The organism is Streptomyces sp. NPDC050388, assembly GCF_040655635.1.
Classification (GTDB): domain Bacteria; phylum Actinomycetota; class Actinomycetes; order Streptomycetales; family Streptomycetaceae; genus Streptomyces.
Genome location: NZ_JBFAKH010000010.1, coordinates 1 through 20,141, shown reverse-complemented (window position 1 = coordinate 20,141; position 20,141 = coordinate 1). Strand labels below are relative to the sequence as shown.

The window sequence follows — 20,141 nt, the reverse complement described above, 5'->3', positions numbered from 1 at the left end:
GGTGTCCGTGAATCCCTCGGGCTTGTGGGCCTCCGGTTCTCCCTCCGGGTTCCATGAATTCACACCCGTCGCGCTCACGCCTCCCAGACGGCGACGGCCGTACGGTCGTCCGCGTACCCCTTGACCCGTACCTGGGTGTCGGCGAGGAACGCGGCGAGGCCCGGCGGTTCGGTTCGGGACCACCGCTCGGCCAGGTGGGACCGGAGTTCTCGCTCGCCGCGCAGCGGATCGGCGAGGCCCGCACTGCACAGCAGGAGGGTGTCGCCCTCACGGGCTATGGAGGTGCGGAAGCGGAAGGGTTCGCGCGGGGGGCCGGGGGCGGGCTCGTACGGGCTCGGGGGCGTCGGGATGCCGAGGTCCATGGTGAGCCGGTCGCCCTCGGGGGTCTCGGAGGGCGGCGAGCCGAAGCCCATCACGGCCCCTCCCCTGGCCTCGGCGACTTCCGGTTCGATGTCCTGCCACGCGCCGTCCCGCAGCCGGAACAGACCGCCGGCGCCGACGCCGAAGAACACCCGGGTACGGCATTCGGGGTCGGCGGGCAGCAGGAGGCAGCGCAGGGTGGCCCCGTACGCCTCGGGTTCGAGGCCCTGCTCGGCGGCGCCCGCGCGGAGCCTGCCGAGGGTGCGGTCGGTGAGGCGGTGCAGTCCGGACTTGAGTTCGCCGCGCCGGGCGGCCCCGATGTCCTCGGCGAGGCGGGAATGGCTGAGGCCCACCGCCTTGCCCATCCACCGGCAGGCCTCGGCGGCCGCGCGGTGTGCGCCGGGGGTGGCCCGTACGCCGGTCGCGACCGCCACCAGCACCAGTGCCCGCTCCCCGCTGCCGAACCGGGCGGTCAGCAGGGCGTCCCGCCGCGGTTCGCCCCGATACCGCGCGGAGTCGCCCCGTACGGAGGCGGCCCGCAGGGTGCAGGCCCCGTACCGGGCGCCGTCCAGCACGGTGTCCGGGACCAGGTCGTCCAGTTCGTGGGGGTCGGCGGCGGGCAGCGCGGTGGGTTCGGCGTCGTAGGCGGGCGGCCGGGAGCCCACATGGCCGCGCGGCACCGGCGGCGCTCCGGCGGGGCGGACGGGACGCTGTGCACGGGGGGCGGCGGGGACATCGGCGAGGGTGGGCGTGGCCTCGGCGGCGGGCGCGGTCGACCGCTCGTTCACCGTGCCGGCCGCGGAGTCGAAGCGGTCGTCGAGGGAGTCGGCCGCGGGCGCGGAGCCCGTGTCATCACCGGCGTCGTCGTACAACTGCCCCCACCAGTCGTCCTCGTGACCGGCGGACCCGCCCCCCTGCTCGCTCATACCCTCAATTCTCCACCGCGGGGGCCCGATGGAAACGGGGCATCAGGAAATCCGTCCCCGGTGCCGGGCGGCGACGGCGCGCCACCCGCCACCCGGAACGTCCCTTCGGCAGCAGTGGTCGGTGCGGGTCCGGCGCACCTGGTCTGCGCCTCTCGCCGCCCTCCGGCACCCTGGGCGGATGGGAGCGTGGGACCTCCTGCTGACCGGGCTGGTGATCCTGTTCGGTCTGTGCGGAGTACTGCTGCCCGGGGTGCCGGGGTCGTGGCTGGTGTGGGCCGGGATCCTCTGGTGGGCCCTGAAGGACCCGCGGCCCGTGGCGTGGTGGGTGCTCGTCGGGGCGACCGGCGCCCTGCTCCTCTCCCAGGTGGTCCGCTGGACGCTGCCGCCCCGCCGGCTACGGGCCGACGGGATCGAGGGGCGGGTGCTCGCGTACGCCGGCGCGGGGTCGTTCCTCGGCTTCGTCCTGGTGCCCGTGCTGGGCGCCGTCCCGGGCTTCGTGGCCGGGATCCACGCCGGCGAGCGGATCCGTCTGGGCCGCCACGGCGAAGCGGTCGCGGCGACGCGTACGGCGATGCGCGCGGGCGGCTGGAGCCTGCTGACCGAACTGTTCACCTGCCAGCTGATCACGGCGGCCTGGCTCAGCGCGGTGTTCTGGAGCTGAGTGCCCCGGACGAAACGGGCCCCCGGCTACGGGCGAAGCACCCCTTCGTGGGTGAGCAGCCGCACCTTGCGGTCCAGGCCACCCGCGTATCCGGTCAGCGACCCGTCGGCGCCGATCACCCGATGGCAGGGGCGCACGATCAGCAACGGGTTGGCGCCGATCGCGCCGCCGACGGCCCGTACGGCGGCCCGGGAGGCACCGATCCGGGCGGCGATCTCGCCGTACGACACGGTCGCCCCGTAGGGGACGTCGTCGAGCGCGGCCCAGACCTTCTCCCGGAAGGGGGTGCCGGCGGTGTGCAGGGGCAGCCGGAAATCCCTCAGCTCACCGGCGAAGTAAGCGGCGAGCTGTTCCTCCGCCGCGCGGAACGGTCCCGGGTCCTGCCGCCCGCCCGCCGGCACACCGCGACCGCCCTTCTGACCGGGCACCGAGAGCGAGGTCAGCTCCCCGTCCGGCCCGGCGGTGAGGAGCAACGGCCCGAGCGGGCTCGGCACACTCGTCCAGTACGGGTGCGGGGTGCTCGGCGTCGCGTTCGTCGCGTTCGTCGCGTTCATCGTGGTCGTCGTGGTCATCGGTACTCCAACTCCCCTGCCGCGCGCAGGTGGTTCAGTGCGTATGAGCGCCAGGGGCGCCAGCTGTCGGGCAGTTCCGGACCGGGCGGGGCCACGTCCGGGTCGCCGAGGGCACGGGTGCGGATCTCGGCGATGGTACGGGCGTCCAGGCCGGGAACGGCACGCAGGGCGTCCGCTGCGTCGTCCCGGTCGACGCCGGGGTCGAGGCGTACGGTGCCGTCCGCGAGGGCGGCGGTGAGCGCGCCCAGGGTGCCACCGGGTTCGGCCTCGGCGAGGACGGCCGGTTCGGGGAAGAGGTGGGTGAGGCTCCTGTAGGGGGCGTCGAGCCTCTTGCCGTACCGCTGGACCAGCCGCGCGGCCTCCTCGCGGCCCACCAGGGCCCGTACCGCGGGTTCCTCCGGGTCGGCGGTGCCCGGCGAGCGCAGTCCGGGCCGGGCGGCGACCAGCGGGGCGAGCCGCGCGTCGGCGCCGAGCCGTTCGTCCACGGCGTACGGGTCCGCGTCCAGGTCGAAGAGGCGGCGCAGTCGCTGGACGGCGGTGGTCAGGTCCCGGAGGTCGGTCAGGTGGACACGGGCGTCGAGCCAGCCGCCGGGGCGGGCGGCGGAGCCGGTGCGCGCGGTCCCGGGACGTTCGTCGACGGCGGTGACGCCGATGCCGTACGGGAGCCGCAGGGTGCGCCGGTAGGTGCGGGCACCCGGGATTCCGGTGACCTCCTCGACGCCCGGGACCGCCTCGCGTTCCAGCAGGTCGAAGACGGGGCGGGGCTGGTACGGGCCGCGGTGGGCGAGCCGCACGGGGATGCCCGCCGTGGGGGCGGGCGTACGGCGGGCGGCGGCCCGGCCGCGGCCGGGTGCGGCGGCGCGCAGTGCGGTGGGGGTCGCGGCGTACACGGCCCGGACGGTGTCGTTGAACTGCCGCACGCTGGCGAACCCGGCGGCGAAGGCGATCTCGGTGATCGGGAGCCCGGTGGTCTGCAGCAGCACGCGCGCGGTGTGCGCGCGCTGCGCGCGGGCGAGGGCGACGGGCCCGGCGCCCAGTTCGCCGGTGAGCTGGCGCTGCACCTGGCGGGCACTGTAGCCGAGCCGGGCGGCCAGTCCGGCGACGCCCTCGCGGTCGACCACGCCGTCGGCGATCAGCCGCATGGCCCGGCCCACCACGTCGGCGCGCACGTTCCACTCGGCGGAGCCCGGGACGGCGTCCGGACGGCACCGCCGACAGGCCCGGAATCCGGCGCCCTGCGCGGCGGCGGCGGTCGCGAAGAACCGCACGTTGCGTCGTTTCGGTGCGACGGCGGGGCAGCTGGGACGGCAGTAGATCCCGGTCGTCCCGACGGCGAAGAAGAACGCGCCATCGAACCGTCCGTCCCGGCTGCGCACCGCCTCGTACCTGCTGTCCTCGTCCATCACACCGTCCAGTCTCCGCCGGCCGAGGGAGGTCGGCTGGCGGAAATCGGACAGGGAGGCGGGTGCGGCGAGGAGTACGCCGGCGGGTCAGCGCAGGCGGCCCCGCTTCGCCTCCATCGCCGCCTTGCCCACCGCCCCCCTCCGCTTCCACTCCTTGCGGATCTCCGCGCGCAGCCGCGCGTCGGTCTTGGCGACGATGCGCTGGTTCTCCCGCAGCAGCTTGCGGTAGCTCTCGAGGCGGCGTTCCTGGAGGGCACCCGTCTCGATGGCCTCGAGGACCGCGCACCCCGGTTCGCTCTCGTGCGCGCAGTCGTGGAAACGGCAGCCCCCGGCGAGCTCCTCGATCTCGGAGAACACCTGGCCGACGCCGCTGCCGGCGTCCCAGAGCCCGACGCCCCGCAGGCCCGGGGTGTCGATGAGGACTCCCCCGCCGGGCAGGGCGAGCAGATTGCGGGTGGTGGTGGTGTGGCGGCCCTTGCCGTCGACCTCTCGGGCCGCCTGGACGTCCATCACCTCCTCGCCGAGGAGCACGTTGGCGAGGGTGGACTTGCCCGCGCCCGACACGCCGATCAGTACCGACGTGCCGCCGGAGACGACCGCGGCCAGGACGTCCAGCCCCTCGCCCTCCTGCGCGCTGACGGCGAGCACCGGGACGCCGGGCGCGGTGGTCTCCACGTCCTGGACCAGATGGGCCCGGGTCACCGCGTCCGGCACCAGGTCGGCCTTGGTGAGCACGACCACCGGCTGCGCCCCGGACTCCCAGGCGAGGGCGAGGAACCGTTCGATCCGCGCCAGGTCCAGCTCACCGGCGAGCGAGACGGCGATGACGGCGTGGTCGACGTTGGCGGCGAGGATCTGTCCCTCGGACCGCTCGGAGGAGCTGGAGCGCACGAAGGCGGTGCGCCGCGGCAGGTACGCCCGTACGTAGCGCGGGGTGCCGCCCTCCGGTTCGACGGCGACCCAGTCCCCGGTGCACACGACCCGCAGGGGGTCGCGCGGGGTGACGAACGCGGTGTCGGCCCGTACGGTCCCGTCGGCGGTGACCACGTCGCACTGCCCGCGGTCGACTCGCACCACGCGCCCGGCCAGCAGCCCCTCGGCCTCGTACGGGGCGAACGCGTCGGCCCACGTCCTGTCCCAGCCGTAGGCGGCCAGCACGGAGGACTTCGACGCGGGGAGGGAGACGGAGGAGGTGGTGGCGGAGGTGGGGAAAGAAGAGGTGGAACTCAAGGGGTGACCCTTCGCGAGGGTGGCCCCGGCGGCCGCGCGAAGACGCGCGGAACGGAAAGGTGAGGTCAGCCGGTGGCCACGGAGATGAAACGGATGGATTCCTGGATGCGGGCAGCGCCCATCACGAAGACAGCCATCGGTCACACCTCCCGTCCCTCGCTCGATCCGGCGGCAGCGGACCACGGCGCATGCGCGCGCCGCTCGTGTGCTGCGGCCCTCACTGTAGGAGACCGCCGGCCCGGGGCGCCACCTGTTTGACGGGCGCCCCGATGCCCGGGGGCTTCGGGACGGGTCACGTCACACGGTCGCGCAGGAGTGGCCGTCGAGGGTGATGTCGGAGGGCGGGGGGTTCGTGCCGTTCCAGGAGGCGATGAAGCCGAAGGCGAGCTTCCCGCCGGCGGGGACGGTCTTGTTGTAGTCGGTGGCGGTGGCGGTGACGCGGGGCCCGTTCTGGCTGACGTCGGCGTCCCACATCTGGGTGACGCGCTGGCCGTCCTCGAAGGTGAAGGCCACGCGCCAGGAGTCGAGAGGCTCCGTCGTGGTGACGGTGACGGTGGCCTGGAAGCCGGCGGGCCACTGGTTGACCAGGTCGTACGCGGCGTGGCAGACGGCCGGCCTGCTGGGCGCGGTGGTCCGGGGCGCGGTGGTCCGGGGTTCGGCGGTGGCGGTGGTGCTGCCCTGGGGCTCGGGGTCGGGGTCGGGTTTCGCCGGGTCCGGGGCGCCTTCGGAGGGCGGTCGGGGAGCGCCGGAGGGGGCGGGGCCAGAGGCGGTGACGGAGGCGGTGGGGGCGGGCGCCGCGGGCGGGTACGGGCCCGGGTCGGCCACCGGTCCGGGGTCGGCGCCGGTGCGGATCGCGCTGTCGGCCTCCGTGCCGCCGAACGGCATCAGGGAGACGGCGAGGGCGAGGGCGGACACCAGGACGGCGGCGACCAGCAGCCCGTTGCGGGTGGCGCGTGCCCGGCCGGTTCCGTCGGCCGGGTCGCCGCCCGCGCCGGGGCCGTCGGGGCGGCCGGGGCCGAGCCGCGCCTCGGCCGCGCGGCGGCGGCGCTCCAGATAGGCCAGGCCGCCCCAGCCGACGACCCCGCCGGCGAGGGCGCCGGGCAGCCCGCCGTCGTGCAGCCGAAGACAGGCCGCGGCCTCGGCACACCGCACGCAGGTGGCGAGGTGTTGGGAGAGGTCTTCGGGGGTTTCGGCGGCGGGCGAACGGGTGACGGCGTCCAGCAGCCGGGCGTAGCTGCGGCACTCCGCGTCCATCGGGGAGTCGAGGTGGTTGCGGTGGCACCGGTCCCGGAAGAAGCCGCGTACCTGGGCGAGTTCGTCGGCGGCGGTGTCAGGGTCGAGGCCCAGCCGACGGGCCACCAGGGGCAGCGGGAGGGACTCTGCCTCGGCCAGCCACAGCAGTTCGGCGTCGGCCTGCTGCAGATCGCGCAGTCCGCGCAGGGCGACCGGGCGCGACAGCGGCGGGCCGGTGAAGCGGGCGGCGTTCTCGGAGTGGAGCCACAGCCGCAGGTCGGGATCGAGCCGGTGTCCCTGTCCGCTCTCCTCCCAGGCCGCTGCGGTGGTGCGGACGGCGGTCAGCAGCAGGGGTATTCGGGGCAGCCTGGACGAGCGGCGGCCGGCCGCGCGTACGGTGGCCGCCTCCGCTTCGCGCACCTCGCGTATGCCCTGGGCGAACGCCTCGCGCGCCAGTCGCGCGGCGGCGGTGGAGCCGGCCGTGCACAGGTCGGCGTAGGAGAGCACCGCGTCCCAGCACTCGGAGAACAGTGCCGCCTCGGTGGCGTCCTGGGGGGCCGGCAGGTCGGGCATGAGTCTCCTGCATCCACGAAAGAGGTCAACTCGTGACATCGGCAAAGCAGTTGGGGAAAACCGCGGGGGCGATGGACGAGCTTTTCACGCTGTCGACACAACTGACAAGCGCTGTCTCCACTTCGCGCACCACGGCGCCCGCGCACGCCCCCGGGCACGCCCCCGGGCACCCTACGCAAGAAGGGCCGGAACCGTCCCGGTTCCGGCCCTCTCGGCCTTGCTCAAGGGCCCTCGAGGGGCCCGGGGGTCCTCACGCCTCGACGGGCTCCTGCTCCGGGAGGCTGTCCATGAAGGAGCTCACGGAGAACACCGCACGGCCGGGTCCGGGCGGGCCGTAGCCGGGGGGCGAGGCCAGACCGAACTCGTCCATCGTGGCGCGGTACGCCTCGAGGAGCCGGATGTGGTACTCCAGCGGCGCTCCCTGCGGGTTGGCCTTGCCGAGCGGGGTCGTCGGCTCGGGGCACCAGGTGGTGAAGCGGGGCGTGATGCCGTGCGACATGAAGAAGCGCAGGCCCTCGGTGGTCGAGGCGATGGCCTCGTCGACGGTGGTGAAGCCGAACGGCTCGGACATCTCCACGCCCGCCACGAAGTTGGGGATGACGTTGCGCGCGCCGAAGACGTCCGCGGAGTCCAGGATGCGCCTGTGCCACTCGTCGCGGCCGACGTAGCGCTCCTTGCCCGGACAGTACAGCTCGAACAGACGGCGGTCCCACACCTCGTAGTTGGGGTGGTAGATCTGCACGCCGTAGTCCTTGAAGCGCTGCACGTCGTCCTTGGGCAGCGCCTGGGCGACGACCTTGCCGATCCAGCGGCCGGGGAAGCGCTCCTCGATGGCCTTGGCGTAGTGCCCGTAGAAGTCGGCCTCGTCACGGCCGGCGACCGTCTTGGTGATCGCGCCGCCGGTGAGGGTGTAGGCGGTGGACGCCTTCGCCGTGTCGTACCGGTCGATGATCTCCAGGGCCTCGAGGACCTCCTCGACGTCCTTGACCCCGGTGTAGGGGCGGCCGGCCGCCTTGTGCTGGCGCCAGTTGTGATTGATGTCGCAGTACTGGCACTCCTCCTTGGCACCGAAGTACTGGCAGACCCGGAAGACGGTCAGGTAGATCAGGTAGCCCCACTGGATGGTCGGGGCCACCTCCATGACGGACTTCCCGTTGGCGAGGGTGTGCCGGTAGTACTCGGGCATCGGCGGCACGCCGACGTCGGCGATGCGCTTCCCGTCGAGGTAGAGGCCGAGCACGCCGTCCTCGTTCGCGGCGACCCGGTACGGGGAGGCCGGGTTCACCCGGACGGAGACGACCGTCCGGCGCAGGTCGTAGGGGCCGCCGGTGAGGATGATCTCCTCGGGCGGGCGCCGCAGCGCGGCCTCGCCCAGCTCGGGCAGCGTGCCGTGGTCGAAGGAGAAGATGAAGTACGACTTCGGTTTGACCTCGCCGTTCTCGTTGTCGCTCAGCGCGGACGGGTCGAAGGCGACACCGCCCCGGAGCAGGTCCTCCTTGAAGACGGCCTCGCGCGGCACGTGCGGGAACCGCTCCATAAGATCCTCGACCAGCGCGGTCCGGCTGCCCATCCCGTGTCTCCTTCCGGCTCGGACGTACGACTCCCGGCTCGGACGTACGACTCCTCACGGTATGCCCCCGGCCCCCTCGGGTGTGCAACCGGGGCCGGTGAACGGACCGGCGGCCCCCGGCATCGGGGCCGGTCGGCACGGTGATGTGATGTCCCCGACACGCTCGACGACTCGGGGAGGGGCCGCCGCATGACCGGGACCGTGACCAACTGGGCCGGCAACATCACGTACGCCGCCGAGGAGCTGCACCGCCCGCACACCCTGGACGCGCTGCGCACGCGGGTCGCCGGGAGTTCCCGGGTGCGGGTCCTGGGCAGCGGGCACTCCTTCAACGAGATCGCCGAGGCCGGTGCGGACGGCGTCCTGCTCTCCCTCGACGCGCTGCCCCCGCAGATCGACGTGGACACGGCGGCCAAGACGGTCCGGGTCGGCGGCGGCGTGCGGTACGCCGAACTGGCCCGGCAGGTGCACCGGCACGGGCTGGCGCTGGCGAACATGGCGTCGCTCCCGCACATCTCGGTGGCCGGCTCGGTCGCCACCGGCACGCACGGCTCCGGGGTCGGCAACGGCCCGCTCGCCTCGTCCGTGCGCACGGTGGAACTGGTCACGGCGGACGGCTCGACGGTACGGATCGACCGCGGGGACGAAGCGCGGTTCGGCGGGGCGGTCACCTCGCTCGGCGCGCTCGGTGTGGTCACCGCACTCACCCTGGACCTGACGCCCGCCTACGACGTCGAACAGCATCTGTTCACCGAGCTCCCGCAGGCCGGGCTGGATGCCGCCACCTTCGAGAAGGTGATGTCGGCCGCGTACAGCGTGAGCCTGTTCACCGACTGGGGTGCGCCGGGCTTCCGGCAGGTGTGGGTGAAGCGGCGTACGGACCAGCCGCTGCCGGACTTCCCCTGGGCCGCGCCCGCGACCGAGAAACTGCACCCCGTGCCCGGCATGCCTGCGGCGAACTGCACGGAGCAGTTCGGGGTGCCGGGGCCCTGGCACGAGCGGCTGCCGCACTTCCGCGCGGAGTTCACCCCGAGCAGCGGGTCGGAGCTGCAGTCGGAGTATCTGCTGCCGCGCCGGTTCGCCCTCGACGTGCTGCACGCGATCGACGGGATCCGGGAGGCCGTCTCCCCCGTACTGCAGACCTGCGAGGTGCGGACGGTGGCCGCCGACAGCCAGTGGCTCAGCCCCTGCTACGGCCGGGACACCGTGGCCGCCCACTTCACCTGGGTGGAGGACACCTCGGCCGTGCTGCCCGTGGTGCGGCGGCTGGAGGAGGCGCTGGCGCCCTTCGAGGCACGACCGCACTGGGGGAAGGTGTTCACCACGCCGGCGGCCGACCTGCGCGCCCGCTACCCGCGCCTGGACGACTTCCGGACCCTGGCCCGGTCCCTGGATCCCGGGGGGAAGTTCACCAACACGTTCGTCCGGAGCGTCCTGGGCGGTTGACTGCTCCCCTTCCTGGTTCCTGGCGAACCGGCCCCGGAAGAGCCGGAGACGAGGCCCGAAGGGGGCGCATGTGCCACGGTCACGCATCGGACGGCGGTGCCGGGTGTGAGACGGCGAAAACAGCGGTACGGACGTTGAGTCGGAGCCTTTTTTCTAAGATGGCGTGATCGCGGACGTCATGTGCCGCCCAACGGGAGGGGATGAAGCGCGCCTTGTCCCCACAGCAGCTCGGCCGCGGCCCCTTGCACCCCACCCGTCCGGACGACCGCGCCCCCGCCGGAGGGGACGACGCGGCCTCCCGGCCGACCCGTTTCGTGGGCTGGCTGGGCGGGTTCGGCTGCGTGGCCGCCGGATACGCCGTGTTCCAGTTCCTCTTCGAGGTGCTGCCCGACTCCGTCGACGGGGAAGCCGCGAAGTACCTGGTCGCCTCGGTGAGCGGACTCGGCACCACGCTCGCCGCCTGGCTCGCCGCGGCCCTGGTACGGGCCCGCGCCACGGCTTCGGACCAGCGGCCCCTACCGCCTCCCGTGCCCACCGCCGGCCCGGTGCCCGGCCCGCTCCCGCGCCTGTTCGCGGCCACCCACGACACCCTCGTCGACGAGGTGTCCGTCGTCGACGATCCGGAGCGCGGGCGGCTCGTCGGCTGGTCGCACTCCCTGGGCGAGAGCACCCCGTCCCGCCCCACCTCGGTCGGTACGGCGTACGGGCTGCAGACCATGCTCGACCTGGGCATGCCCGACGGACGCCTCACGCCGGGCGAACTGGCCGACACGCTGTGGCGGTTGCGACTGCCCGACGGCGGCTGGTCGGCGCGGTCGCAGGGCGCGCGGGCCCGTCCCGAAGTGACCGCGCTGGTGTTGGGCGCCCTGGCCCGTGCGGGCTCGACCCGGGGCGGGCGGCTGGCGCGGGAGGTGGACCTCTGCACGGCGGCCTTCACCCGTGAGGCCGACCGGGCCGGCCGCGAGTCGACGCACGTGATGACGACGGTGCTGCGCGGGCTGCTGCGCGCCGCGCCCGACTGCGACGCCCTGCCGGTGCTGCGGGAGGCACTCGTCGACGGGTCGATCAGCGATCCGGGCCGGGACCACCTGCGCTGCTGGGGCTACCGACTCGACCCTCCGTACGGGCCGCCGTCCCCGGTGCACACCGCGCAGGCGGTGCTCGCCCTCGACCGCGCGGCCCGCGTCCTGGGCGAGAGCGCGGCGGTGCGGGCCGCCCGTGAGGACGGGGTGCGCTGGCTGCTGTCCTGCCCCGACGCGCCGCACCACGCCTGCCTGGACCTGGAGTACCGGCGCGAGGAGGTACGGCGCCCGCGCCCCGACGACCCCGCACACCACGAGGTCCTGAACGTACGGCACTTCACCGCGTCCTGGATCGTGCGCGCCCTGCTGTCCCCGGGCGCGCTGGAGGTGGCCCGGCAGGACGGCCTGGAGGACACCTGGCGGGAGCTGCTGGACGGCGCGGCGGCGTCGGTGCGGGCAGGGCAGCAGGACGGCATCTGGTCCTGGGAACGGGGCGACAGCACGGAACTGCGGCGCCCGATGTGGATGACGTACCAGGGTGTGACGGCGCTGCGCGCCCACGCGGTGTGGACCTATCGGCCCGACGAGACGGCACCCGCGCGGTGAGCGGGAGCCGGAGGACGGAGGACGGAGTGCATGGGCGGTCAGCGGGTTCCGGCGGCGCGGCGGCTGCTGGCGAGGACCCTGGACGGTACGTTGCCCGAACGGGACCGGGTGGCCGCGGCTCATGCGGTGGTCGCCGAACTCGGTTCACCGGAAGTCCTGTTGGAGCTGGTCACCGAACTCGCCTCCGGGGCGGGTGATCCGGAGGCCTGCGCCGGGCTGTCGTACCGGCACGTCCTCGGTTTCGACAAACTGCTGCTGGTCGACGCGGGCCCGCTGCACGTGCTGCGCGCACACGTGTGGCACGCGGGGGCGGACGGCACCGGCCGGGAGGACATCCACAACCACCGCTCGGCGCTGGCCTCCCATGTCGTACGAGGGCGCCTGTGCACGGAGCTGTACGAGGAGATGCCCGAGACGGGGCCCGGGGCGCGGGGCGGCGCCGGGATCAGGACGACCCGGTTCGAGGAGTCGCTGGCCGAGGGGTCGGCCGACTGGCTGCTGGCACCGGCGGGTCCGGCGCGGCTGCGCCTGACCCATCTGGGCCGGTACGCGGCGGGCAGCACCTACGCCCTGCCGGCGCACACCCTGCACCGCGCCTGGTGCGACACGGACGCGCCGACGGTGACGCTGTTCCTGGAGACGGGCGGGCGACGACGGCGGCACACCGACGTGTTCACGGCGGCGGGCCCACAGCCGGCGGCGATGCCGAAGGTACCGCTGAACGTGCCGGCCTACCTGGACGCGCTGGGCGCGCTGGCGGAGCTGCTCAGGAGTCCGTGAGCGCCTGCCGTACGACGTCCAGGTTGTAGGCGTCGATGTCGACACCGGTCAGCTCGGACGGGTGGAGCCAGGCGTGGTCCTGATCCGGACTGGGCAGCGTGACCTCCCGGGAGAGCGGACGGACCAGGAAGTTCTCCTGCCAGTTCTTGACCTCGTGCCCCGCGTACTCGCTGAGGAAGGACGACTCGCCGACCTTGCGCACGATCTCACCGAGCAGACCGGTCTCCTCCTTCAGCTCGCGCAGCGCGCCGTCCCGGGCGCTCTCACCGGGATCGAGCTTGCCGCACGGCACGCCCCACACCCGGGGAAGGAACCTCTCGGTCTCGCTGCGACGCACCAGGAGCACACGCCCCTCGTCGTCCCTCACGACCGCTGCCGCCAGCCGTTTGTCGCCGGGGATGTCCATGTCCATGGTTCCTCGGTCCTTCGCCGGAGATGGGTCCAAGGGTTCTGATACCCGCGAAAGCCGCCACCGTACCAGGGTCACCCGAAGGAAGCCGTGGCGTCGGCCGCACCGTCGGCCTCCCGGATCGGTGCCCGGATCTCCTCGTACGTGGGTGCCGGTCCCCCGGGTGCGCGGCCCGCCCGGATGCCGGTCGCCGCCTCCACCGCCGCGCCCAGCGCCCTCCGGTACAGCAGCGAGCCGAGGCTGATCCGGCGCACGCCGAGGTCGGCGAGGCGGGGGACGGAGGGACCGGCGGGCGAATAGAGGATGTTGAGGGGAACGTCTCCCAAGTGGCGTACCAGGGAGGCGATCTCCCGGGCGTCGGTGAGCCCGGGGACGAACACACCGTGTGCGCCGGCCTGTCGGTAGGCATCGAGGCGCCGGATCGTGTCGTCACCCTCGCCGTCACCGAGCCAGTGGGTGTCGGTGCGGGCGTTGACGAAGAGGCCGGGGGCCGCGGCCCGGACGGCGGCGACCTTCGCGGCGTGCCGGTCGACGGGCCCGAGCCCGTCCTCCAGGTTGATGCCGACCGCGCCCACGGCGTGCAGTTCACGGGCGAACCCGGCCACCTCGTCCGGGTCGTCGCTGAATCCGCCCTCCGCGTCCACGGACAGGTGGAACGGCTCGGAGCCGAGGGTGAGGGCGAGCAGCAGGGTCTGTTCCCGGGTCGCCGCCGCCCCGTCGGGCAGCCCGGCCGCCGCCGCGACGGCCAGGCTGGTGGTGCCGACCGCCGGGAACCCCCGGGCGGCGAGAGCCACCGCGGAAGCGTGGTCCCAGGCGTTGGGCAGCAGGAGGGGCTCGTCGGCGTGGTGGAGATCGGCGAAGGTCCTCTGGGTCATGGGGCAACGCTAGGGGCGGGACGCTTCGGTTCCGGCCGAAGCGTCCGCGCGCCCCGCTGCCCCGGCCCGGCGGGACGAAGCCACCCGCCCCCACCGGGGACCCACCCCTACACCGGCTGAGGGATGAAACGAACCATCTCGTCCCCTTCGGGCTGGACGACGCCGTACCTGCCCTCGGGGACCTCGTTCCACATGCCGGGCAGGTCCCCCAGGGGCTCCGACACGATGAGGCGGGTCTCGTCGGACGCCTCACGCAGGAACTCCACGTCCGGGTGGAGAGAGCGCAGCGTCTCCACGCGCGTGCTGTAGAAGAGCGAACGGGACGCCCGCTGCGTCGAGTAGCGGAATGCCCACAGCCGTCGCCCGTCGGTCACCGCCACCGTCATCTGCAGCGGGTACTCCACACCGTGCTCGCGCCCGACCCGCTCCACCAGGCCCACCATCCGCGCGACCGCGCCGGGCGGATCCTGCTCCAGGCCGAAGGTGAGCGCCAGGTAGAACATCAGCTCGGAATCCGTCGACCCCTCGACGGAGAGGAAGAGTTCCGGATCGACGGTCAGGGCGAGGTCGCGCCGCATGCGGTGGAAACCCGTGATCGCACCGTTGTGCATCCACATCCAGCGGCCGTGACGGAACGGGTGGCAGTTGGTCTCCTGCACCGCTGATCCGGTCGAGGCCCGGATGTGGGCGAAGAACAGGGACGAGCGGACGTGGCGGGCGATCTCCCGCAGATTGCGGCTGCTCCAGGCCGGGCCGATCTCCCGGACGACCGCCGGAGTGTCGGCGCGGGGCCCGTACCAGCCGACGCCGAACCCGTCACCGTTGGTCGTCTCGACGCCCAGCTTGGCGTGCAGGCTCTGATCGATCAGCGAGGGCTTCGGCTTGTAAAGGAGGCTGTCGAGCAGGATGGGGGTGCCTGAGTAGGCCAGCCAACGGCACATCGTCCACCGCCTTCCCGACCGCGGGGTCGTCTCCCCTCAGGATCCCAGCCCTGCCGCAGGGGCGCGCTGTGAGGCCGCGAGGCAGGCCGGGGACCGCCTCGACTACCGTCGGGGAAGTGAGCACCGCCCCCGTCCCCGCCCTCACCGACGCCCTCGCGGGCGGCACGGTCGTCCTCGACGGCGGCATGTCCAACCAGCTCGCGGCGGCCGGGCACGACCTGAGCGACGAACTGTGGTCGGCGCGCCTGCTCGCCGAGGACCCCGAGGCGGTCACCGAGGCGCACCTCGCCTACTTCGAGGCCGGCGCGGACGTGGCGATCACCGCCAGCTACCAGGCCACCTTCGAGGGCTTCGCCCGGCGCGGGATCGGACGGGAGGAGGCAGCCGGCCTGCTCGCTCTGAGCGTCGGGTGCGCCCGCGAGGCGGCCCGCAGGGCCCGGACGCCCCGCACCCTCCGGGTGGCGGCCTCCGTCGGCCCGTACGGCGCGATGCTCGCCGACGGGTCCGAGTACCGGGGCCGGTACGGGCTCACCGTGTCCGAGTTGGAACGCTTCCACCGGCCCCGCATGGAGGCCCTGGCCGCCGCCGGCCCCGACGTGCTCGCCCTGGAGACGATCCCCGACACCGACGAGGCGAAGGCCCTGCTCCGGGCAGTGCGGGGACTCGGCGTCCCGGCCTGGCTGTCGTACTCGGCGTCCGGTGACCGCACCCGCGCGGGTCAGCCCCTGTCGGACGCCTTCGCGCTCGCCGCGCGGGCGGACGAGGTGATCGCCGTCGGCGTCAACTGCTGCACCCCCGAGGACGCCGATCACGCCGTCGCCCTCGCCACCCGCGTCACCGGCAAACCCGTCGTCGTCTACCCCAACAGCGGCGAGACCTGGGACGCCGGGGCGCGGGCATGGACCGGCCGGCCGACCTTCACGGCCGGCCGGGTCGCGGACTGGCGGGAGTCCGGGGCACGGCTGATCGGAGGGTGCTGCCGGGTGGGGCCGGAGACGATCGCGGCGATCGCCCGCGCGGTGCGGGAGCCGTAGCGAACTCGCACCACACGACCTTCCCCGGGCCCCGCTCCCCCACGCCCCACTTGTCCGCCAGCTCCCCCACCAGCAGCAGCCCGCGGCCGCCCTCCTGCGGCTCCCGTGCCTCCGCCTGCGGCACGGCCGGTACGCCGCCCCCGCTGTCGTGCACCTCGACCCGTACGCCACCGTCGCCGTACGGCAGCATCCGCAGCAGAAACCCACGGCCCGGCGGCACACCGTGCACCAGCGCGTTGGTGGCGAGTTCGCTGACGCACAGCAGCACATCGTCCTCACGCCCGCACGCACCCCACTCTGCGAGCACCCGCCGCGCGAACGCCCGCGCGTCGGGCACGGACCGGCGCTCACGCCGGAAGAACCGCTCACGTGGGGCTTGGGCTCGGGACAGGGGTGAAGTTTCCTGATTCACAGGACGAGAGTCACGCTCCGTACCCATCATGAAACAGTCCGCGCACCCGTACGTCCCGTATGTACGCATGCGCGACGGTGAACGTACACGCGCGGGTGGGGAGTTCGACCCTATGAGCACCACGGCAAGACCACGGTCCCGGTCACGCAGGAACGCGTCCGCGATGAAGATGGTGGGCGCCCTGCTCGCCACCTTCCGGGAGGCGGCGGGGCACACCCAACGCTCCCTGGGCGAACAGTTCGTCGTGAGCGAGCAGCAGATCGCCTCCATCGAACAGGGCAGACGTCCCCTGAACCATCCCTCCACTGCCCGGCGGAACCTGGGGCGATGGACACAGGAGACGGTCCGGGCGTTCATGTCTCACAGTGACCTGACGGACGTAGAGTGCCAGGGTTTCACCGCCCCGCCCTTCGGCGCCCCTTCCGCTGCTCAACACCGACCGCGGGGAGGATCTGTTCGAGGCGGGTACGGGGGAACGGCGGCTGTTCGCCTGCAACGGCGAGGAGGCGCTGTACTACGAGTACCGAATGCCGTTCGCCGAGTGGCTCCACCGGTATCTGGTCGGTGAGGACATGTTCGGTCCGGGCAGTGCCGTCTTCTGTCCCGGCCCGATTGTCTTCGAGAGCATGCCGATGAACGAAACGGACACCGTGGTCAGTTGGGAAGGCCCTGACCGCGGCATGTGAGGAGCCGGTGTTCGAGCAGAAGCTGACGGTCCGGGGCGGTCAGGGCGTCAGCGGACCGGCGAGAACCGCTGCGCCCACCGCGCGGTCCCCCGACCATGAGACCGACGCATCGGCAGCGGACACCCGACCCCAGAGCATGAGCAGCAGCCGCTCCGCCTTTCCGGAGATCTCGGCGACGGGCTCACCCGGACCGTGAGTCCAGGACCGGCCGGTGTCGGTGGCCCGCAGCCGCAGCGCATGGCGTGGCGGTTCGGCCCGTCCGCGAGCGAACTGACGCGGCGCCATCGTGTCGAAGACCTCCGCCACGCCGTCCGCCGCGAACTCCGGGTCGAAGGGGAGAGCACGCCCGAGCGCGTTCTGCAGGGCGTGTCGACGGGGTCGCCTCCGGGGCATTTCGCCGCGATCAGTGCGGCGGCAGCCACCGCTTCCTCCGCTTCCGCGAGGTGGCCCGTGGCGTCGATCGTCCGGATGAGGACACCTCGGATCAGGGCTTCGCGTGCCTCGGGTTCGGCGTCGTCGAGAACGTTGGCGAAGTCCGCCGCTGTGTCGTTGTCGAAGGGGCCGGTGTCCCAGGTGCCCATGCTGATCTCCTTGCGTTGCTCCGGCGGGATCCTCGCATCGGGCACCGACAACACGCCCCTGGGGCGAGCAGGACTCGTCTGCGCAGGCGTCGCCCTTCTGCGAAAGCGAGTTCTGCCGGCGTGATGTCGGGCTCGGTGGGGTCCACTCAGACCTCCGGTCGTGAGTCACGCATGCGGCTGCCGTCTGCACCGACTCTTGCTCCCCCTGGTTCGGCCCGCAGGCTTCGGGCGACCCGGCGACGGCGCTTCCGTCATCGATCCCCCAGGACTCGATCATGAGCACGACGATCTCATGGACGGATCCAGGAGACGGTGCCTAATCGTCGAAGCCGTCCCGGATGATCTTTCGTGCCACCGTGCTGCGTGCGTCGGCCAGTTCTGCGGCGATCCGGTGCTCCCGGTCGTCGTCCGCCACCACGGCCGCAGGTACGGGCACACCGGTGAGCAGGCACTCCCGGCGCAGATGGGTCGGCGGATGCGTCGAGTCGACGCTGTGCCCCCTCAAGACGCCTGCACGGCGCTGACGTTCGTACTCGTACTCCGGGATCGCGTCCATGTGCGCGGCGAGCTGCTCCCACAGCCCGTCCCCGCGCTCCTCGGCCCGCCTGGTGCCGCGCCGCACGGCTCGTCTCTTGTTGGCTGCGATCCGCAGGGTGGTGGCGGTCGACTCCGCGACCAGGAGCCGGTCCATGAGCCCCACGGCGGCCTCGGTGGAGCCGGCGCGGGCGGCCACGGAGTCGGCGAGGTACTCGGCACGCTGAGTGGCGCGCAGCGTCAGCTGGTCGAGCAGCATCAGCACGCCCTGGAGCAGCGAGTACGGCACGAGGTAGAGCAGGTTGACGACCATTTCGCCCGGAGACGGGTTCGCGATCGGGGTGAAGTAGTAGCGCCACGTGGTCAGCGAACGGTACGCGGTCGCGACGATCAGCCCGTGACGGGTGTCCCCGTTGCTGTAGTGGCCCAGCTCATGGCCCAGCAGCGCGATCCGCTCCTGCGGGGTGAGGACTTCCCACAGGGGCAGGCCCAGCACCAGCAGGCGACGACCGCGCACGCCGTAGGTCGTCACGGCGGCGTTGACCTCGGCGTCCACCGCGATCACGTCCACACCACGGGTGTCGGCCACGCGGGCGACCTCGTCGATCAGCGCGTACAGCTCGGGTGCCTCCGCGCGGTGCAGCAGCGGCGCGTCGTCGGGCAGCCCGGGCAGCCGCGGCCGGAGCGACCACGCGAGCGCCAGGAGGAACAGGCCCAGCACCACCCCGGCACCGCCCCACCCGCTCACGACACACCAGATCCCGCCTGCCAGCAGGGCGAAGGTCATGCCATGAACGCCGAGCGCGATCGCACAGGCGAGGAGCGCGGGGGCATCCCGCCTCGGACTCAACGTCCTGCCGGCGGTTACCTCGGCGAGCAGCCTCTCCCCGTGCCGACGGGCCAGGGTGCGCCGTGCCCTCTCCAGCCGTCCCTGCTTCTCCTCGGGCTTTGCCGGATCCACGTTCCAGTCACACGCGGCGCACCAAGTGATGAACCGGCTGTCCTCACGGATCTCGGCCCCGCACCGAGGGCACGGCCGAGTCACTTCTTCTGTGGTGCTGCGCATGAGAGCGCTGTTCCTTCCCCCCCCACAGCCTTCCGACTTCCCAAGGCTGCCTGTTCATGACATGCCAAAGCTGATCATGTAGGCGCGCCCGCGTAAAGCCTCGGGCCCCGGCCGGCATTCGACGTCGCCGGGGCCCGCCACGAACTCAACGAGGCCCCTTACGGGCGCGGTCCAGCCGCGGTCGGCTCTCCCCCGGACAGGAACGCGGCCCAGGTCTTCGGGGTGACGGTGAGATGGGAGGCGTCGGGGGTCTTGGAGTCGCGGATGTGGATGGCGGTGGGGTGGGCGGCCACTTCGAGGCACTGCCCGCCTTCACTGCCGCTGTGGCTCGACTTGTGCCAGGTGTAGGCGACTTCGATGCAGTTGCCGCCGTCGCTGCCGCTGTAGCTCGACTTGAACCACCGAAGTACGGTGCTGCTCATTGGTCTCCTAGCAGACGGTCCAGTAGATCCCTCGTATCTTCGGGGTTGAGGGCCTGAGACCGCAGCATGGCACACCTCTGGGTCAGAATCGCCACCTCGTAGGGATTGGCGATCAGTTGGCTACCGCGTTGGGTTTCCGTGTAGGCGAGCCGCTGATGTTCGGGTGTCTCCAAGAGGACGAAGGGGCCGTCGAGGGCCGCGTGACTGGTCCGGCCCAGTGGCTGTACCTACAAGGTGAGGCCTGGCAGTTCGGATAGGTGCCGCAGATGTCGCAACTGTTCGACGTACACCTTGCCGCCGCCCAGGTGGTCTCGAAGCACCGCCTCCCAGACGATGAAGCACGTGATCGGTGGCTCCTTGTGGTGGAAGATGGTTTGCCGCTCAGTGTGTGCCACCACGTGCTGTTCGATCTCTCCCTCGTCGATCACCGGGATACGGCTGCGGAAGACCGCCCTTGCGTACGCCTCCGTCTGGAGCAGACCCGGCACCACCTGGTTCTCGTAAGAGGAGATCGCAATGGCCTCCCGCTCCCGGTCCAGATACTCCTCCGCCCACAGCGGCACCAGATCCACCTCCGGCATATGAGCCAGCGCAGCCGTCAACGCGCCCTTGGTGTCCAGGAGGTCGTCCAGTTGGTCGGCGAGGTCCGGTTTCAGCATGATCTAGCGCGGAACCCCGGGCGTTCACGCCCGGGAGGAAGCACTTCTCAAGACAGGGGTGACCCGCACGGGTGCACGGGTCCGCACTGTCGGCCTCAGCCGGGACGCTTCTGGTTCTCGATGTACTCCTTGATGATCGT

Annotated in this window: 20 protein-coding genes and 2 pseudogenes; 7 read left to right on the top strand and 15 right to left on the bottom strand. The window is 72.6% G+C overall.

Features of this window, described 5'->3' with window-relative positions; genetic code table 11:
* Nucleotides 1-74: 74 nt before the first annotated feature.
* On the bottom strand, nucleotides 75-1,286 hold the full coding sequence (locus AB0I73_RS07790; RefSeq protein WP_363034841.1) for a protein phosphatase 2C domain-containing protein: 1,212 nt from the start codon (nucleotides 1,284-1,286) through the stop codon (nucleotides 75-77).
* Nucleotides 1,287-1,464: 178 nt separating this feature from the next.
* Here AB0I73_RS07790 and AB0I73_RS07785 point away from each other — a divergent pair, with 178 nt between their 5' ends.
* Nucleotides 1,465-1,947: a DUF456 domain-containing protein gene (locus AB0I73_RS07785; RefSeq protein WP_363034839.1), complete on the top strand. Its 483-nt coding sequence runs from the start codon at nucleotides 1,465-1,467 to the stop codon at nucleotides 1,945-1,947.
* A 26-nt stretch (nucleotides 1,948-1,973) separates the two neighbouring features.
* Here AB0I73_RS07785 and AB0I73_RS07780 read toward each other — a convergent pair whose 3' ends face one another.
* The 5 genes from AB0I73_RS07780 to AB0I73_RS07760 all read right to left on the bottom strand — a co-directional run bounded on the left by AB0I73_RS07780 (nucleotide 1,974) and on the right by AB0I73_RS07760 (nucleotide 8,528).
* Nucleotides 1,974-2,501, bottom strand: a complete 528-nt coding sequence (locus tag AB0I73_RS07780; protein ID WP_363035040.1) for a methylated-DNA--[protein]-cysteine S-methyltransferase — start codon at nucleotides 2,499-2,501, stop codon at nucleotides 1,974-1,976.
* A 14-nt stretch (nucleotides 2,502-2,515) separates the two neighbouring features.
* Nucleotides 2,516-3,922, bottom strand: a complete 1,407-nt coding sequence (locus AB0I73_RS07775) for an AlkA N-terminal domain-containing protein (RefSeq protein ID WP_363034837.1) — start codon at nucleotides 3,920-3,922, stop codon at nucleotides 2,516-2,518.
* 87 nt (nucleotides 3,923-4,009) lie between these two features.
* Nucleotides 4,010-5,080, bottom strand: a complete 1,071-nt coding sequence (gene rsgA / locus AB0I73_RS07770) for a ribosome small subunit-dependent GTPase A (RefSeq protein ID WP_363035038.1) — start codon at nucleotides 5,078-5,080, stop codon at nucleotides 4,010-4,012.
* A gap of 369 nt (nucleotides 5,081-5,449) precedes the next feature.
* Complete coding sequence (locus tag AB0I73_RS07765) at nucleotides 5,450-6,958, bottom strand: cellulose-binding domain-containing protein (RefSeq protein ID WP_363034835.1); 1,509 nt, start codon at nucleotides 6,956-6,958, stop codon at nucleotides 5,450-5,452.
* 250 nt (nucleotides 6,959-7,208) lie between these two features.
* Nucleotides 7,209-8,528 carry a radical SAM protein gene (locus AB0I73_RS07760; protein WP_363034833.1) on the bottom strand — a complete coding sequence of 440 codons (1,320 nt, stop codon included), beginning with the start codon at nucleotides 8,526-8,528 and terminating at the stop codon, nucleotides 7,209-7,211.
* 189 nt (nucleotides 8,529-8,717) lie between these two features.
* Here AB0I73_RS07760 and AB0I73_RS07755 point away from each other — a divergent pair, with 189 nt between their 5' ends.
* The 3 genes from AB0I73_RS07755 to AB0I73_RS07745 all read left to right on the top strand — a co-directional run bounded on the left by AB0I73_RS07755 (nucleotide 8,718) and on the right by AB0I73_RS07745 (nucleotide 12,382).
* Nucleotides 8,718-9,974, top strand: coding sequence for an FAD-binding protein (locus AB0I73_RS07755; RefSeq protein ID WP_363034831.1), 1,257 nt, complete (start codon nucleotides 8,718-8,720; stop codon nucleotides 9,972-9,974).
* A 212-nt stretch (nucleotides 9,975-10,186) separates the two neighbouring features.
* Nucleotides 10,187-11,602, top strand: a complete 1,416-nt coding sequence (locus AB0I73_RS07750) for a hypothetical protein (RefSeq protein ID WP_363034830.1) — start codon at nucleotides 10,187-10,189, stop codon at nucleotides 11,600-11,602.
* Between the two features lie 30 nt (nucleotides 11,603-11,632).
* Nucleotides 11,633-12,382, top strand: a complete 750-nt coding sequence (locus tag AB0I73_RS07745) for a hypothetical protein (protein WP_363034828.1) — start codon at nucleotides 11,633-11,635, stop codon at nucleotides 12,380-12,382.
* On the opposite strand, the gene AB0I73_RS07740 is transcribed toward AB0I73_RS07745, so the two are convergent.
* The 3 genes from AB0I73_RS07740 to AB0I73_RS07730 all read right to left on the bottom strand — a co-directional run bounded on the left by AB0I73_RS07740 (nucleotide 12,369) and on the right by AB0I73_RS07730 (nucleotide 14,607).
* A complete protein-coding gene (locus AB0I73_RS07740; protein ID WP_181383539.1) occupies nucleotides 12,369-12,788 on the bottom strand; it encodes an NUDIX hydrolase in 420 nt (139 codons plus the stop codon). The genes AB0I73_RS07745 and AB0I73_RS07740 overlap by 14 nt on opposite strands.
* 77 nt (nucleotides 12,789-12,865) lie before the next feature.
* Nucleotides 12,866-13,666: an isocitrate lyase/phosphoenolpyruvate mutase family protein gene (locus AB0I73_RS07735; RefSeq protein WP_363034826.1), complete on the bottom strand. Its 801-nt coding sequence runs from the start codon at nucleotides 13,664-13,666 to the stop codon at nucleotides 12,866-12,868.
* Between the two features lie 107 nt (nucleotides 13,667-13,773).
* Nucleotides 13,774-14,607 carry a class II glutamine amidotransferase gene (locus tag AB0I73_RS07730; protein ID WP_363034824.1) on the bottom strand — a complete coding sequence of 278 codons (834 nt, stop codon included), beginning with the start codon at nucleotides 14,605-14,607 and terminating at the stop codon, nucleotides 13,774-13,776.
* Between the two features lie 116 nt (nucleotides 14,608-14,723).
* On the opposite strand from AB0I73_RS07730, the gene mmuM reads away from it, so the two are divergent.
* Complete coding sequence (gene mmuM / locus AB0I73_RS07725) at nucleotides 14,724-15,641, top strand: homocysteine S-methyltransferase (protein WP_363034822.1); 918 nt, start codon at nucleotides 14,724-14,726, stop codon at nucleotides 15,639-15,641.
* Here mmuM and AB0I73_RS07720 read toward each other — a convergent pair.
* A complete protein-coding gene (locus AB0I73_RS07720) occupies nucleotides 15,526-16,080 on the bottom strand; it encodes an ATP-binding protein (protein WP_363035036.1) in 555 nt (184 codons plus the stop codon). The two genes, mmuM and AB0I73_RS07720, sit on opposite strands and share 116 nt — an antisense overlap.
* Before the next feature lies 1 nt (nucleotide 16,081).
* Between AB0I73_RS07720 and AB0I73_RS07715 the strand changes: the two genes are divergently transcribed.
* Nucleotides 16,082-16,621, top strand: coding sequence for a helix-turn-helix transcriptional regulator (locus AB0I73_RS07715; protein WP_363034820.1), 540 nt, complete (start codon nucleotides 16,082-16,084; stop codon nucleotides 16,619-16,621).
* A complete protein-coding gene (locus tag AB0I73_RS07710) occupies nucleotides 16,581-16,739 on the top strand; it encodes a hypothetical protein (protein WP_363034818.1) in 159 nt (52 codons plus the stop codon). The genes AB0I73_RS07715 and AB0I73_RS07710 overlap by 41 nt, the downstream gene beginning before the upstream one ends.
* A gap of 39 nt (nucleotides 16,740-16,778) precedes the next feature.
* On the opposite strand, the gene AB0I73_RS07705 is transcribed toward AB0I73_RS07710, so the two are convergent.
* The 5 genes and pseudogenes from AB0I73_RS07705 to AB0I73_RS07685 form a co-directional block, all read right to left on the bottom strand.
* Nucleotides 16,779-17,132, bottom strand: coding sequence for a maleylpyruvate isomerase family mycothiol-dependent enzyme (locus AB0I73_RS07705; protein ID WP_363034816.1), 354 nt, complete (start codon nucleotides 17,130-17,132; stop codon nucleotides 16,779-16,781).
* Nucleotides 17,105-17,320: pseudogene (locus tag AB0I73_RS07700) on the bottom strand (DUF4259 domain-containing protein); the annotation flags it as partial. The pseudogene AB0I73_RS07700 and the gene AB0I73_RS07705, both read right to left, overlap by 28 nt.
* Before the next feature lie 316 nt (nucleotides 17,321-17,636).
* On the bottom strand, nucleotides 17,637-18,920 hold the full coding sequence (locus tag AB0I73_RS07695) for a M48 family metallopeptidase (RefSeq protein WP_363034814.1): 1,284 nt from the start codon (nucleotides 18,918-18,920) through the stop codon (nucleotides 17,637-17,639).
* A 158-nt stretch (nucleotides 18,921-19,078) separates the two neighbouring features.
* Nucleotides 19,079-19,342 carry a DUF397 domain-containing protein gene (locus AB0I73_RS07690; RefSeq protein WP_363034812.1) on the bottom strand — a complete coding sequence of 88 codons (264 nt, stop codon included), beginning with the start codon at nucleotides 19,340-19,342 and terminating at the stop codon, nucleotides 19,079-19,081.
* Nucleotides 19,339-19,998: pseudogene (locus tag AB0I73_RS07685) on the bottom strand (DUF5753 domain-containing protein); the annotation flags it as partial. The pseudogene AB0I73_RS07685 and the gene AB0I73_RS07690, both read right to left, overlap by 4 nt.
* Nucleotides 19,999-20,141 lie beyond the last annotated feature (143 nt).